The sequence below is a fragment of the Citrobacter sp. CtB7.12 genome (assembly GCF_001297795.1).
GTDB lineage: Bacteria > Pseudomonadota > Gammaproteobacteria > Enterobacterales > Enterobacteriaceae > Citrobacter_A > Citrobacter_A amalonaticus.
Genome location: NZ_LIFT01000008.1, coordinates 31,686 through 46,598, shown reverse-complemented (window position 1 = coordinate 46,598; position 14,913 = coordinate 31,686). Strand labels below are relative to the sequence as shown.

Sequence of the window (14,913 nt, the reverse complement as noted above, 5' to 3'; positions counted from 1 at the left end):
AGAAAAAAAGATGGAAATAAAAAAGTGGCTAAACACAACGCTGTCCCGACGGGATGCGGTGACAGGTACCGCAAAAATAGGTGCCGCTGTTGCACTCAGTAACGCGATTACGTTGCCTTTCTCTACCACCGCGCAGGCTGAAACGACCGACGCTCCTGCGCAAGGCGGCAATGGCGAAACCGTTCGCCACAGTGCCTGCCTGGTCAACTGTGGCAGCCGTTGCCCGCTGAAAGTGATCGTTAAAGATGACCGCATCGTGCGTATTGAACCGGAGGATGCAAAAGACGACGCGGTATTTGGCGAACATCAGATTCGTCCGTGTTTGCGCGGTCGTTCCAGTCGCTGGCGGGTATATAGTCCGGACCGGATTAAATATCCGATGAAACGCGTAGGTAAACGTGGCGAAGGGAAATTCAAACGTATTTCCTGGGATGAAGCGACAGCATTTATCGCTGCAGAATTAAAACGCGTGACGGAAAAATATGGCCGTGAGGCAATTTATTATAATTATCAGTCGGGCGCTTATTATCATACCCAGGGCACGCCTGCCTGGAAACGTCTGCTAAATCTTACCGGCGGCTATTTAAATTATCATAACACCTATTCCACGGCGCAAATTGCCACCGCAACGCCCTATACTCACGGCGTGTATGTCGGAAGTCACTTTACGCAAATTGCGCATTCCGATCTGGTGGTGCTGTTTGGTCTGAATTTGTCTGAAACGCGCATGTCTGGCGGCGGACAGGTGGAAGAGTTACGTCGTGCGCTGGAAGCCTCGAAAGCGCGGGTGATTATTATCGATCCGCGTTATACCGACTCGGTAGTTACCGAGCATGCCGAGTGGCTGCCGATTCGCCCGACGACCGATGCCGCGTTGGTGGCTGGTATCGCCCATACGTTGATTACCGAACAGTTGATCAATGAAGCCGAGGTGAATAAGTACTGCGTGGGCTATGACAGCAGCACGCTGCCTGAAGGCGCTGCGCCGAATGCCAGCTATAAAGACTACGTGATCGGTAAAGGTGATGACGGTATCGCTAAAACGCCGGAATGGGCGGCGGAGATCACGGGGCTTCCGGCAACGCGCATTCGCCAACTGGCGCGCGAAATCGCTTCGGCTCGTGCCTGTTACATTTGTCAGGGCTGGGGGCCGCAGCGTCACGCTAACGGCGAGCAAACCGTGCGCGCCATTCAGACGTTACCCGCACTGACGGGTCACTTTGGCCTGCCGGGTACCAATAACGGTAACTGGCCTTATGGCACCCCTTATGGCGTACCGCTGTTACCGATTTTGACCAACCCGATCAAGACCTCCATTCCGTGCTATCTGTGGACGGATGCGATTCAACGCCCGGAAATGATGACGGCCACCACGATGGGGGTGAAGGGGGCGGATAAACTGAAAATCGGCATCAAGCTGTTCTTCAACCAGGCCGGTAACACGCTGCTGAATCAGCACGGTGAAACCAACCGCACGCGCAAAATTCTCGCGGATGAAAGTTTGTGCGAAACCATTATCGTCATTGAAAACCACATGACGCCGAGCGCGAAGTACGCCGATCTCCTGCTGCCGGAAACCAGCTATCTCGAAGCGGAAGATCTGGTGGACAGCTCCTATGCCACGGGGTCTCACAACTACATGATCGCCTTGCAGAAAACGGTCACGCCGATGTGGGAAGTACGTAGCACCTACGATATTTGTGCTGATATCGCCGGGCATCTGGGGCTGCGTGAGCAGTACACCGAAGGGCGGACACAGGCGCAGTGGGCAGAAATGCACTATCAGCAGATCCGCGAGAAACGTCCGTACCTGCCGGAATGGTCGGTGGCGAAAGAGATGGGGGTCGTTGACCAGCGCATCGCAACCGACAAACAGAGCCTGGCGTTTGCTGATTTCCGTGCCGATGCCGTGGCCAATCCGCTGACCACGCCGTCCGGCAAGATTGAGATCTACTCGCAGGCGCTGGCCGATCTCGCGAAAGCGTGGACGCTGCCGGAAGGCGATCGCATCCCGGCGGTACCGGAGTTCTGCGCGGTGACAGAGTCGCATCTGAACAAAGCGCTGACCGCGAAGTATCCGCTGCAGTTAAGCGGTTTTCACACCAAAGGCCATACCCACTCAACCTATACCAACGTGTTGATGCTGCATGAAGCGGTACCGGATGAAGTGTGGATCAACCCAATAGATGCCAGCGCACGCCAGTTGAACTCTGGCGATCTGGTGCATGTGTTCAACGATCGCGGCGTGGTGGCGATTCCCTGCAAGGTGACCCAGCGGATTCTGCCGGGTGTGGTGGCGATGCCACAGGGGGCGTGGACCCGTCTGGATAGCAACGGTGTGGACGTTGGCGGGTGCATCAATACCCTGACCAGTCATCTGCCGTCGCCGTTGGCGAAAGGGAACCCGCAGCATACCAACCTGGTTGAAATCAAACGCGCTTAAGGAGTGATCCGCAATGAAACAGTATGGCTTTTATGTTGACTCCTCGCGCTGCTCAGGCTGTAAAACCTGCCAGGTCAGCTGTAAGGATAATAAAGATCTGGACGTCGGCCCGAAATTCCGCCGGGTCTATGAATACGGCGGCGGAAGCTGGGTGAAAGAAGGAGAAAGCTGGCACAACGACACCTTTACCTACTACCTCTCTATCGCCTGTAACCACTGTGATGAGCCAGTCTGCGTATCAGGCTGCCCGACCGGCGCGATGCACAAGCGTGAAGAAGACGGTCTGGTGCTGGTCGATGACAGTATCTGCGTGGGCTGCCGCTATTGCGAGATGCGCTGCCCGTATGGCGCGCCGCAGTTTGATGCTAAGGCCAAAGTCATGCGCAAATGCGACGGCTGTCTCGACCGACTGGAGCAGAATCTGCGCCCCATCTGTGTGGATTCTTGCCCACAGCGAGCGCTGGATTTCGGCCCAATCGATGAACTGCGCGCGAAATACGGTAGCGAGAACGAAATTGCGCCGCTACCCGCCGCGTCGTTTACCCATCCTAACCTCATCATTAAGCCGCATCCGAAGGCCAAACCTACGGGCGATAAGGAAGGGGCCATTATGAACATGGGGGAGGTGCGCCATGCATGAGTTACCGCTGGTCTTTTTTACCGTCTTTACCCAAAGCGCAGTGGGGGCATTTATTCTGCTGCTGATTGGCGGCACCCTGGGGCAGATCGAGGCGCGACGGATGGCTATCGGCCTGTTCTGTGTCATGTGTCTGTTTGGGGTTGGGGTGCTGCTGGGGGTAATCCACGTCGGACAACCGCTGCGTGCGCTGAATATGCTGCTGCGCGTGGGTCATTCGCCGATGAGCAACGAAATTGTACTGTCGGCAGTGTTTGCCACGCTTGGCGGGCTGGGTTCTCTCGGTCTGCTGCTTAACCGTGGCGCGACTGCGCTGTGTAAAGCGCTGGTATGGCTGGCGGCGGTGGTGGGCGTGGTCTTTATTCTGGCGATCCCGCAAATCTACCAGTTGCCGACGGTGGTTACCTGGCGCACCTCGTATACGACGGTGATGATGGTGCTGACGCCGCTGATTGGCGGCGGCATTCTGGCCGGGCTGTTCGGGCTGCGTCTGGGCCTGTTGATGAGCGTACTGGCGATACTCGTAAGTTTCTGCCTGCGACCGGGGTATGTGTCGACGCTGATGAGTGCGGACGACGCGTTAACGGCGGCGCAAACCAGTTGGTTTACCGCACAAGCGGCGCTGCTGGCGCTAGGCATTGTTGGGGTGGTGACCTGGGCGCGGTTGAAGTCCAGTGTCACGGTTCTGGCGATGACCGCCGTGGTCGTCATCGTGGCTGAGCTAGTGGGCAGGATTGCGTTCTACAATCTGTGGACGTTACCGATGTAACCTGTGAGCGGCTTCGGCCGCTCTGTTTTCAGGAGGAGCCAGAGATGACCCCCGATGCTGTATTACCGAGGATCCTCGGTGCACTGTTTTATTACTCTCCCGGACGACCGGAGGTGAAAGCGCTGTTCGACAGTCTGCCCATGATGCCCGATCTGTATCCGTGGCGCGATCCGGTGCAGATTGCCAGGCTGTGTGCTGACTGGCCGCTGCCGGATGATGAAGAACTGGCGTGGCAATTTTCCGTGCTGTTCGAAGGGCAAGGGGATATGCCCGCGCCGCCATGGGGTTCCGTCTGGCTGGAGCGCGATAATCTGCTGATGGGCGATACCACCGCGGAATACCGCGCGTTTTTACAGTCGCAGGGAATGGCATTTGACTCGCGCCAGAGCGAACCCGAAGATCAGTTTGGCCTGATGCTGTTAGCCAGTAGTGCGCTGCTGGAGGCCGGTAAAGACGCGGCGGTAAATCAATTATTCGCGGTGCATCTGCTGCCGTGGGGATATCGCTATCTGGAACGCGTGCAGGACAGCGCGGTGAGCCCGTTCTATGCGCGTCTTGCCGCCGTAACGGCGTGTTATCTGCAGGAGATGGAGCAGCAACGCGCGCTACAACCTGCGGTGAAACGGCTGTACTTCGGATGAACAAGTCAGAGAAATATTATCAGGCGCTGATGACGCATCGGCACGTCAGTCGGCGTGGGCTATTTCGCGCGTTTGTCAGTGCGGCAAAGCACACTGCGCCGGAGGGGGTATCGGTGCCTCAACTTGCGCATTCGTTGCCGCCGGGAGCCGTGCCTGATGCGCAGTTCATCGCGCAATGTACCCGATGCAACCAGTGTATCGATGCATGCCCGATGGGGATTCTGACCCGTCACGAAGACGGCTACCCGCAACTGGCTATTGATTATGCCAGTTGCGATGGCTGTGGGGCGTGCATTGCCGCATGCCCGAGTGACGCGCTGTGCGTACAGGCGCGTTTTGATACAGGCCTGCGGCCAACGTTCAGCGCTGCCTGCGTTAATCCAGTGCGCTCGTGTAACCAGTGTGTTGAGGCATGCCCCGAACTGGCCTGTACCCTCGGCGCGACGGGGATCCCTGTGCTGGACAGCGAGCGTTGTACCGGCTGCGGTGAATGCCGGGTACAGTGTCATGTTGATGCCGTCAGTCTGAAATAATCCTTCCGCCCGAATTTGCGAGACGGCTTCCCGTTTTGATCTTTTCCTCCTTTATAGGCTTTGAATCCTTTGTCATTGCGAGTTTCTGAGTGTAACGTTCAGCTCCGTGAGTTCTTTGCTAACAATGCAACTACATTGCAATGCGTTTGCATTGTTTTTCTGGCGAGCCTACAATGCGTTTAAAATTTGTACACAGTAACTCAAAGGGATAAATATGTTCGCCTATGTTCGATCTGAAGACATTGCCATTGAAGCGGATTCTAAATTGACGGAACGACATCAAACGACTATCCCTGCGTCGATCAGGGACGCTTTACATCTTCGCAGTGGTGATCGTATTCATTACACATTGCTTTCCACGGGTGAAGTACTGCTTTCAAAATACAGTGAAGCAACGGAGGACGGTGTGATGCGATCATTCCTGGACTTCTTATCACAGGATGTGGCGAATAACCCACAAACGCTGAAGAAGCTGGATTTATCCCGTGGCTATGAACTGGTTGATGGTATCGACGTCAATCTTGATGATGAAATCAGCGACGAAGACTGAAAAAATGGATTTTCCCACATGGCTGAACGGGTGGACGATCTACGCTCATCCCTGTTTTATCGATCAATACAACGCGCTGGTCGCACGTGTTGAAGACCTTAAGCACAGGTTTCCAGATCCCATTGTTTTCCAGAAGAAGAAAGAGACCAAGGTGCTGGCGCATTTATTGAAATCCATTGCCAACATTACCCACGAACCCCGAGCTTCTGTTTACCGGCCTGGCGACAGTATAGGGAAAGCTTATACAGACTGGTCGAGAGCGAAGTTTGGTGTGGAACGGTATCGCTTATTTTTCCGTTATAGTCTCGAGAGTAAGATCATTGTCATCGCATGGGTGAATGATGAAGGGTCATTGCGCACCTACGGCAGCAAGACCGATGCCTATAAGATTTTCGGGAAAATGCTCGATGAGGGGAATCCACCCGACGACTGGCTAAGTTTGCTTCAGGCTTGTCAAAACGACGGGAAGGAACATCTTTGAGCTCTACTGTTGATACTTTCACCTTAACTATTCCAATAATTTACTGAATCATTATTTTATTTCCGGTATTATCGGGAATTATCCTAATCTCTTCTCCGCTTTTGAATTCTATATCCGCTAAAACCCGTCATGTATTTCGGATTTATCACACCACTTCGCGAGATATAAATCCACCTTTCCTTTCCCTGCGAGTTAACAATGCGTATCTATCCCACAGCAAATGTAGTGCTTTGTGTGGAAATTTTGATTTGGTAGCATTTTCATCAGTTCAAAGGAGTGGTGGTAATTAATATTATTGCATTTTTAATTATTGCCAGGACATTTCCAGAACAAAACCAAGAGTTGATTACAGCAGGACGAAATAACGAATGCGACGTGATGACTCTTTATTTCTCAGGATATTGGTACAAACAGGAAATTGTTATGAAAATGAATAAAGTTGCTATGGCTGTTGCGTTCAGCGCCGCTCTGGGTTCTATGTCTGTTTTAGCTGACACAACGAACGGTGTGATTGAATTCCAGGGTGAACTGGTAAATACCGCCTGTGGTCTGGCACCAGGTTCAAGCCCGGTGACCGTTGATTTTGGTCAGATTCCTGTTTCTGCACTGGCTAACGGTGCTCGCGCCGGAAACGTACACCAGAACATCGAACTGCAGCACTGCGACATCACGGTAGCGCAAACTGCAGAAGTGACTTACACCCCGACCAGCACCAACCCAACTGACGCCACTCTGGCGGCCTTTACTTCCGGCACCGCGTCTGGTGCGGGTATCGGCCTGCGTGACAGCGCCAGCCAGGATGTGGTGTGGGGCACTGCAACAACACCTGTCCAGCTGGTTAATGGCACCAACACCATTCCGTTTGTGGCCTATGTGAAAGCAGAAAGCGCAAGCGCAACCGTGGCTGCTGGTTCCTTCCAGTCCACCGTGAACTTCGAGATTGCGTACCAGTAATTGACCTGAAGTGATGAGTGCGGGGCGTGTTCCCGCACTTTCTCCACCGTAGACCAGGGAGGGACAAAGTGAAAATAAACAATACGCTCCTCATTGCCGTCTATTTTTGCGCTCTGGTCGGGTCGGCTTCGGTTTCAGCATCCACCGTCACGCCGGGTAAATTAGCCATGAGCGGTGAACTGATTGAGGCGGCATGCAGCCTTGACCCGAACAGTCGGGATATAGAGGTTGAGTTTGGTAATGTTTCTGCCAGCCTGATTAATCGTAATGATGAAGGCAATATTACGCGGCCAGTGTTGATACGCCTGACAGGATGTTCCGTGGTGAAACGAGGCAACGATGGTTCACTTTATCCTTATGCTTCGGTCACTTTTATGGGCAATGCGGCGGCATCCGATCCCACCACATTATTAGTCAGTGGTGACGCTGATGGCTTTGGTATTCGTCTACGTGACAGTCAGGGTGAAATATTAACGCTGGGTCAACCCTCTCAGGAATATGAACTGAGCGAGACCGATAACGTTTTAAAATTTTCCGCATCGCTGGTACCGGTTCAAAAATATATAAAAGCGGGCGAGTTTACTGCCGTTGCGCAGTTTTTTATGGATTACCACTAACAGCATAACAATAACCTGGCAGGAAGCAGGACGTTTTTAACGGATTTATTCGGGATGAAAATCATGTCGGTAAAAATAAAAACCCCTATAACGATGATTGCTCTTCTGGTAATGAATAGCTGCTATGCAGCGACAACCAGTGCTGAGGAGAGCGTTGAGTTTAATACCGATGTCCTGGATGCAGCGGAGCGCACGCAGATTGATCTGTCGCGTTTTGCAACCGACAACTATGTCACGCCTGGTGATTATTTGTTGGATATCCGTATTAACGGTCAGCCGGTCGGTCAGGAGAAAATTCGTTATATCGAGGCTCCTGAAGGCAAGCGCACGTTGCCGTGCATCAGCGGCGACCTGCTGGACAAACTGGCGCTGAAAGATGAGGCCCGCGCGCAGGTCACCCAGCTCTATGAGAACTGCTATTCCCTGCAAAGTCTGCCAGGGGCGAAATTAAGCAACTATGCCGGCGTGCTTGAAATTACCGTGCCGCAGGCGTGGATGAAGTATAACGATCCGAACTGGACGCCGCCTGAGCGCTGGGATGAAGGGATCGCGGGTCTTCTGTTTGACTACAGCCTCAACGGGCAACTCACCCGCCAGTTCAACGGCCAGGAAAACTACAGCGCGGTTTCAGGCTATGGCCAGGCGGGCGCGAACATCGGCGGCTGGCGTGTGCGCGGTGAATATCAGACCAGCTATTACAGCCAGAACCATCAATTCGATTTCGACTGGAATCAGATCTACGCCTACCGTCCTTTGCCGATGATGGCGGCGAAACTGACGCTGGGTGAGATCTACCTGAATTCGCAGGTTTTCGATACCGTGCGTTTTACCGGGGTCAACCTTGCCAGCGATGAGCGGATGCTGCCACCGGCGTTACAGGGCTATGCCCCTGAAATTCATGGTATCGCCCGTACCAACGCCAAAGTGACCGTCAGCCAGAGTGGGCGCGTCATCTATGAAACGACCGTACCCGCCGGGCCGTTCAACATTCAGGATTTGCGCAGTTCAGTGCGTGGCACGCTCGATGTACGCGTCGAAGAACAGGACGGCTCGGTCTCCACTTTCCAGGTGAACACCGCCAATATTCCGTATCTCACGCGTCCGGGCTACGTTCGTTACAACATCTCAGGCGGTACGCCGTCCCGTTACAACCATAAAATGCAGGGCCCAACGTTCCTTTCCGGCGATTTCTCATGGGGGGTCAGTAACGCGTGGTCGCTGTATGGCGGCTTACAGTCTTCAGGTGAAGAGTACACCGCGGCGTCGTTGGGTATCGGGCGCGATCTCTATGCGTTTGGCGCTATTTCCATTGACGCCACCGAGTCGTGGAGCCGTGAGCCAGACGGCAACCGGCTGAAAGGAACCTCTTACAAGCTGAGCTACGCAAAAACCTTCGACGAATACAACAGCTCCATTACCTTTGCGGGCTACCGCTTCTCGCAGGAAGACTTCCGCACAATGGCGCAGTATCTCGATGAACGCTATCAGGGATACGACCACATCGGGCGCGAAAAAGAGCTCTATACCATCACCGGGAATAAAACCTTCTGGGCTGGCGAAGCAGGGAAGGCGACGACCGTCTTCCTGACCTGGACGCACCAGAACTACTGGGATAAGCGTAGCCAGGATCGTTACGGCATGTCGGTGGGGCGCGCCTTCCGCATTGGCGACATCAACGGTATCACCGCCAACCTTTCCGCTTACCGTACCGATTACAAAGGGCGCAAAGACGATTCGATCTCCTTCTCGCTGTCGGTGCCGATTGGCGACAACAAATGGGCGGGTCTGGATATCCAGACCAACAACGGCAAAACCAGTCCGATGGCGTCCTACACCGACAACAGTGATTACAACAACTTGTGGCGTATTCGTGCCGGTGCCAGCCAGAGCGGTAACGCCAGCGTTGACGGTTATTACCAGCATCGTTCGCAACTGGCGGAAATCAATACCAATGCCAGTTATCAGCAGAGCCAGTATATGGCGCTGAGCACGACACTGCGCGGTGGCTTCACGGCAACCCGCCACGGTGCCGCGATGCATAACAGCGGCGCAACGATCAACACGGCGCGCGTTATGGTGGATACCAATGGCATTGGCGGCGTGCCGCTTAACGGCAAGAAGTCGCGGACTAACGGCTATGGCATTGCCGTGGTGCCGGATGTGGTGAGCTACAACAGTTTTGACACCCGCGTGGACGTGGATGCGATGGACAGCGACATCGAACCGTCAAAAGCCATCAGCACGACAACCCTGACGGAAGGCGCGATTGGCTATCAGGCCTTCGGTATGGCGAAGGGGATGAAGATGATGGGGACGCTACGCCTCACGGATGGCAGCGTCCCGCCATTCGGCGCGGAAATTTACAACACCGATGGCGTAAGCGTCGCGATGGTGCTGGAAGACGGGCAAGCCTGGCTTGCGGGGGTCAATGCGAACGAAACGCTGAACGTGATGTGGGGCGGTAAACAGCAATGTCAGGTGACGATCCCGCCAGGCGCAAACAACGGATCGGCGAACACGCTTCTGCCGTGTCGTTAATCCCGACAGAACGAGTTATCTCACTGTAATAAAAGGCCAAAAATGAGCAAGAAAAGACATAGCGGATATCTGATGGCGGCGTGGGCGCTGAGCATGATTGGCGGCTACGCGCAGGCGGGGGTCTCTCTGGATCGGACCCGCGTCATTATTACGGAGAAAGAGGCCTCATCGAGCGCCAATCTGTCCAATACCAGCCCGGATATTCCCTTCCTCGCCCAGTCGTGGGTCGAGGATGAAAAGGGCAACAAGATTACCTCGCCGCTGATTGTGTTACCGCCGCTACAGCGAATCAACGGAGGGCAGAAAGGGATCGCGCGCGTCACCAAAACCGCCGGGATCGAAAAGCTGCCGCAGGACAGAGAAAGCCTGTTCTACCTCAACGTCCGGGAGATCCCGCCGAAGCCGGATAAACCGAATACGCTGCAACTGGCCATGCAGTCGCGCATCAAGCTGTTTTACCGCCCGGCGGCGGTGATCCCGAAGACCCGGAGTGAAATCTGGCAGGACCAGGTGGTGTTCCAGAAAAACGGCAACCAGATGACGGTACAGAATCCAACGCCTTACTACGTCACGATCCTTGGGTTGTCCAAAGGGGCCGGACAGAAGATCACCCAATTCCCCGGGATCATGATCGCGCCCAAATCGAGCCAGCAGTTTGCGGTAACGGACGGAAATGTCAGCCAGTTTTCCATGATGTACGTGAACGACTATGGCGGACACCCGGAGCTGAAGTTTCGTTGCGATGGCAACACCTGCAAAGCGCTTCCACCGGCGCAGCAGGGCTAACCAGGAGGAACCTGACAATGCAAAATCCTTTATTCACGGTGGCCCTCCTTGCGATGGGCGTGGCGTTTCAGTGCGGGGCGGATGTGCCCGCGCAGCCACAGCATAGCGCTCAGGAACATGTCAGCGAAGATAGCGGCATTGTCCGGTTTCACGGCACCGTGTTTGCCTCTCCCTGTGTGCTGATGACACAAGGGCGTATTCAGGATGTCGAGATGGGCGAGATCAGCGCGCAGAATTTTCGCCAGGCGGGCGATCGCAGCGAGCCGGTACGCTTCAAATTGTATCTGAAGGACTGCCTGAAAGGGGCGTCGCAGTCGCGAGGGAGTCTGGCGTCCAGAACCACCGGGAATGACTGGCGTGCCTACAGCACCGGGGAGCAAGCGGTGCAACTGACGTTCGTTGGTGAATCCGATCTTAATAACGGCCAGCTATTACGCACCAGCGGTACGACCCAGGGAGCCGGCGTGCGCCTGCTCGATAAAAACGGGAATGCGCTGGATGTCGGGCAGACCCATGCGCCCTGGCTGGTGAACTCTGGTGATAGTGAACTGAATTTTATGGCGGCGCTGGAATCCACGGGGTTGCATGTGAGCGCGGGTGACTTTAGCAGCCTGGTCCGCCTGAAGATGGAGTACTTGTAATGAAACTGTCAGGCCTGTTCCGCCGCAAATGGCCGGTCTTACTGGCACTCAGCACGCTCGGCTTACCGGGCGCGGCGTGGTCCGCACTGGACGGTGAAATTGAACCGGTGAATGGGACCTATGACTATCTGATTAATATCAGCAATCATGATATTACCTCCAACCAGGCAGGGGCGACCATTACTGACGAGTTTAATCTGGCAGGGATGTTCCAGGGGCGTGCGTACTGTACACAGTCAATGGTGGATCAGCCGGTGTATTACATGTCTCAGGCGACGTTGACGCAGTCCGGAATGACGCCGGGTTACCTCAAACTGAATGACTATATGGACGTTAAAATTGAGATCTACATCGGCGGGAATCTGCAAGATTATAAAACAGTACCGTTTGATAACATCTCAAACGACGCCAATCAGAACTACTGTAACCCGCCCAGCACGATCCTTGACAACCAGTTTACCTCCGGTGCAAAGGGGAAAGTGACCTTTATGATCACCAAACCGATTATCAACGGGGTGAACCTGCAAGGATCTGAGATTGCAAAACTCTTTGGTCGCCTGGGGCCGGGCGCAATGGGGCAAACGCCGCTTTCCCGCATCACCATCGCTTCCGGTGTCATCACCGTGCCGGATAAATGTATCGTCAATCAGGGGACGCCGATCGTCGTTGACTTCGGCAACATACCGGGGATCGGTAGCCGACTGAATGGCATCAATTACAGCAAAAACGTACCGATTCATGTGAAGTGCGAGGGCGGCAGTTTTGCCCAGGGGGCACTGAATATCAAATTGGGGATCCAGCAGGCTAATCCTGCGTTTGACGATGGTAAATACCTGAGTACGCAGGGGACAACGGATCGTTCCGAGCTGGGCATTGCGCTGCGCGATCGTCAGGGCAACCCGGTGGCGCCCAACACCTTCTATAACGTGCCGGGGTTTGCCAATAACGAAGGCGACTGGAACCTGACTGCCGCGCCGGTGGCGAAATATACCACCTCCGTCATTCCGGAAGGTGAGTTCCATGCATCTGCAACGGTTGTGGCTGAATTCCAGTAAGGAGGGAATATGCATCGCATAACAATGGTCTTTGCCGGTTTATTGACGACGCTCGCTCCGGCCCCGGTGTGGGCGCTGGGGGAGTTGCTGGGTGGCGATCTCAGTTTTACCGGCGTGGTGATGGCCTACCCGTGCAGCATTGCGCCTGATTCAGAGCGGGTGCCAGTCGATTTCGGGAAAGTATCGACCAAATCACTGTATATCAACGGAAAAACAGTGCCGGTTCCGTTCACGATCAAATTAGAGGATTGCACGCCGAGCGTCTTTGATTCCGTGACGGTGACGTTCAGCGGTATTGCCAATGGCAATCTGGCGGACCGACTGGCGATCAGCGCCACATCACCGGGCAATGCGGGTGGCGTGGGGATCGGTCTTCTGGAGGAAGACGATACGCCTGTGCGCCTGAATGTGGCGACCCGTCCGGCCGCGATCAGCGACACCACTTTACGGCTTAACTTCCAGGCATTTGTGGAGGCTGAACCGGATGCCTTAGCAAACGGCACCCTTACCACCGGACCTTTTACCGCCACAGCGAATTACACATTGAACTATCAGTAGCGTCATCAAAAGGATATTGAGGCATGGTGTATCAGTGTTTTCTTTACAACAAAGATCTCTTTTTTTCGCAAGGAATCAAAACAGTGATTGCCAGTTTGCTTGCGGAGAAAACGGATGTTTTATATTCCTTAACGGATGATTACACGCAATTGATTAAGCAGTTACAGACTCGCGTGAATGATGACTGCTGCCTGTGGATCCTCTGCGATTTGGACAGCCTGCCGCGTGAGCGGATTCGCGCGCTGCAGCTCATGAATAATTTCTATCAGCGTGAAAACAAGAATCTGATCATTTTATTAAGCGAGCACAACATGCCGCTGTTTTTCACGTTGTATGCGCTGTTGCCAAACGCGCACTGGTTATTGAAAAGCGAGAATCTCGCCAATATCACCCCTTTTTTTCAGGAATTATTGGACCAACGACGCCAGGGATGCTGCTTTAGCTATTCATTAGTGAATTACACCCGCAGAAGACTGCACCACCGGGAAATGAATTATACGATTTCCGGCAATGAATGGTGGCTAATGGAAGAGATATTCAAAGGGAAATCGCTGTCGCAAATTTCCGGTGAAGTGAATATTGATGTCCGACGCCTGAGCTATATCAAACGGCACTTAATGAAACGACTGAATATTAGAAACAACATTGCGTTATTCACGGTGTTCAAGGGAATTATGCCGTGTGACCCGTGAACTGTCTTTTCGGCAGTGGTATTTGCCGAGCGATCGGTGCAAGTGATTGCACCCCATTAAACCCTAAGTAAGGAAAACAGAGATGAAAAAATTAACTGCGATCGAAGTGGCAAACGTGGTGGGCGGAACCTGTAAAACCTGCGAAACCACGTATCAGAACGTCACTATTGGTGGTGTGACCTCCTGTAAGGAACTGACAACCTGCACGGATAAGCACGGTACGACCACGTCAATGAAAGATGCGAACGCCAGCAAGTGTGGTGGGGTTCCGAACCGCTAATCATTGGCTATGACCTGGAGGTACCCGCGCCTCCAGGTTTATCTTTTCCGCTGCGAGAATACTATGGCGACCCAATTTAAACGCATCACTATTATCAGCTATTCGCTGTGTTTGATCGTCATCTCTTCGTTGATGACGGTGCTTTGTTATCACATTTTTGTCTTTAATACCTTTGCAACGGATAACTCACAAACACAGGCTTTTCGTGAAGTCAGCACAGAACAAATTGCTCAGAGTCCGATTAAAGACGCGCGCAGTATTATCGAGGTGATGTCTTACGGTTGCCATTATTGTGCGGCTAACGAAGAAAATCTGGCGGAGTTTTCCCGGACCCTGCCGCCGGGTAGTGTATTTACCGCGATTCATATTACCAGTGAAGACAGCGGTCTTGCTGCTTACGCGCCGATTTTCGCCACGCTGGAAGAGATGGGGATTGAAAAGAACGTTCGCGACAGCGCCTATAACGCCGTTATTACCCGTAATGTCGACCTCACCGATGAGAAGGCATTGAATGCCTGGCTGGTCAAAAACAATATTGATGTGGATAAATTTAATACTCTGCGTCAGAGCGATGCGGTTAAAAACCGTCTCAGCACGATGGCGGCCATTACCGCGCATTATGATATTAACGCGACGCCGATGTTTATTATCAATAAACGCTACGTGGTCGCCCAGGACAGTGAATTTCCTCAATTTGCGCAGCGCATGCTGCAATTGCTGAAAGAGGATAAATAACCG

General features: G+C 53.6%; 17 protein-coding genes. All 17 read left to right on the top strand.

Going from position 1 to position 14,913, the window contains the following annotated elements:
• Window positions 1-10: 10 nt before the first annotated feature.
• The 17 genes from AOY24_RS12115 (at window position 11) to AOY24_RS12035 (ending at window position 14,910) form a co-directional block, all read left to right on the top strand.
• Window positions 11-2,443 (top strand): DMSO/selenate family reductase complex A subunit, encoded by a 2,433-nt coding sequence (locus AOY24_RS12115; protein ID WP_054176704.1) that lies wholly within the window; start codon window positions 11-13, stop codon window positions 2,441-2,443.
• 13 nt (window positions 2,444-2,456) lie between these two features.
• Window positions 2,457-3,083, top strand: a complete 627-nt coding sequence (locus AOY24_RS12110; RefSeq protein WP_042999104.1) for a DMSO/selenate family reductase complex B subunit — start codon at window positions 2,457-2,459, stop codon at window positions 3,081-3,083.
• Window positions 3,076-3,849 (top strand): DmsC/YnfH family molybdoenzyme membrane anchor subunit, encoded by a 774-nt coding sequence (locus AOY24_RS12105; protein ID WP_054176703.1) that lies wholly within the window; start codon window positions 3,076-3,078, stop codon window positions 3,847-3,849. Before AOY24_RS12110 ends, AOY24_RS12105 begins: the two co-directional genes overlap by 8 nt.
• A 44-nt stretch (window positions 3,850-3,893) precedes the next feature.
• Window positions 3,894-4,490, top strand: coding sequence for a molecular chaperone (locus AOY24_RS12100; protein WP_054176702.1), 597 nt, complete (start codon window positions 3,894-3,896; stop codon window positions 4,488-4,490).
• Complete coding sequence (gene napF, locus AOY24_RS12095; protein ID WP_042999107.1) at window positions 4,487-5,023, top strand: ferredoxin-type protein NapF; 537 nt, start codon at window positions 4,487-4,489, stop codon at window positions 5,021-5,023. The genes AOY24_RS12100 and napF overlap by 4 nt, the downstream gene beginning before the upstream one ends.
• 214 nt (window positions 5,024-5,237) lie before the next feature.
• Entirely contained in the window at window positions 5,238-5,573 is a 336-nt protein-coding gene (locus AOY24_RS12090) for a type II toxin-antitoxin system PrlF family antitoxin (RefSeq protein ID WP_042999108.1), read from the top strand.
• 4 nt (window positions 5,574-5,577) lie between these two features.
• On the top strand, window positions 5,578-6,054 hold the full coding sequence (locus AOY24_RS12085; RefSeq protein WP_044327726.1) for a type II toxin-antitoxin system YhaV family toxin: 477 nt from the start codon (window positions 5,578-5,580) through the stop codon (window positions 6,052-6,054).
• Window positions 6,055-6,477: 423 nt separating this feature from the next.
• A complete protein-coding gene (locus AOY24_RS12080; RefSeq protein WP_042999110.1) occupies window positions 6,478-7,008 on the top strand; it encodes a fimbrial protein in 531 nt (176 codons plus the stop codon).
• A gap of 68 nt (window positions 7,009-7,076) precedes the next feature.
• Window positions 7,077-7,625, top strand: a complete 549-nt coding sequence (locus AOY24_RS12075; RefSeq protein WP_052443907.1) for a fimbrial protein — start codon at window positions 7,077-7,079, stop codon at window positions 7,623-7,625.
• Between the two features lie 63 nt (window positions 7,626-7,688).
• Entirely contained in the window at window positions 7,689-10,163 is a 2,475-nt protein-coding gene (locus tag AOY24_RS12070; RefSeq protein WP_044257386.1) for a fimbria/pilus outer membrane usher protein, read from the top strand.
• Between the two features lie 42 nt (window positions 10,164-10,205).
• Window positions 10,206-10,949, top strand: a complete 744-nt coding sequence (locus tag AOY24_RS12065; RefSeq protein ID WP_044264050.1) for a molecular chaperone — start codon at window positions 10,206-10,208, stop codon at window positions 10,947-10,949.
• Window positions 10,950-10,966: 17 nt separating this feature from the next.
• A complete protein-coding gene (locus AOY24_RS12060; protein ID WP_052517371.1) occupies window positions 10,967-11,590 on the top strand; it encodes a fimbrial protein in 624 nt (207 codons plus the stop codon).
• Window positions 11,590-12,645 carry a fimbrial protein gene (locus AOY24_RS12055; RefSeq protein ID WP_044257299.1) on the top strand — a complete coding sequence of 352 codons (1,056 nt, stop codon included), beginning with the start codon at window positions 11,590-11,592 and terminating at the stop codon, window positions 12,643-12,645. The genes AOY24_RS12060 and AOY24_RS12055 overlap by 1 nt, the downstream gene beginning before the upstream one ends.
• 9 nt (window positions 12,646-12,654) lie before the next feature.
• Complete coding sequence (locus AOY24_RS12050) at window positions 12,655-13,203, top strand: fimbrial protein (protein ID WP_054176701.1); 549 nt, start codon at window positions 12,655-12,657, stop codon at window positions 13,201-13,203.
• Window positions 13,204-13,226: 23 nt separating this feature from the next.
• Window positions 13,227-13,895, top strand: a complete 669-nt coding sequence (locus AOY24_RS12045) for a transcriptional regulator (RefSeq protein WP_054176700.1) — start codon at window positions 13,227-13,229, stop codon at window positions 13,893-13,895.
• 82 nt (window positions 13,896-13,977) lie between these two features.
• Window positions 13,978-14,175: a DUF4762 family protein gene (locus tag AOY24_RS12040; protein ID WP_044257294.1), complete on the top strand. Its 198-nt coding sequence runs from the start codon at window positions 13,978-13,980 to the stop codon at window positions 14,173-14,175.
• 63 nt (window positions 14,176-14,238) lie between these two features.
• Complete coding sequence (locus tag AOY24_RS12035) at window positions 14,239-14,910, top strand: DsbA family protein (protein ID WP_044257291.1); 672 nt, start codon at window positions 14,239-14,241, stop codon at window positions 14,908-14,910.
• Window positions 14,911-14,913: the final 3 nt, after the last annotated feature.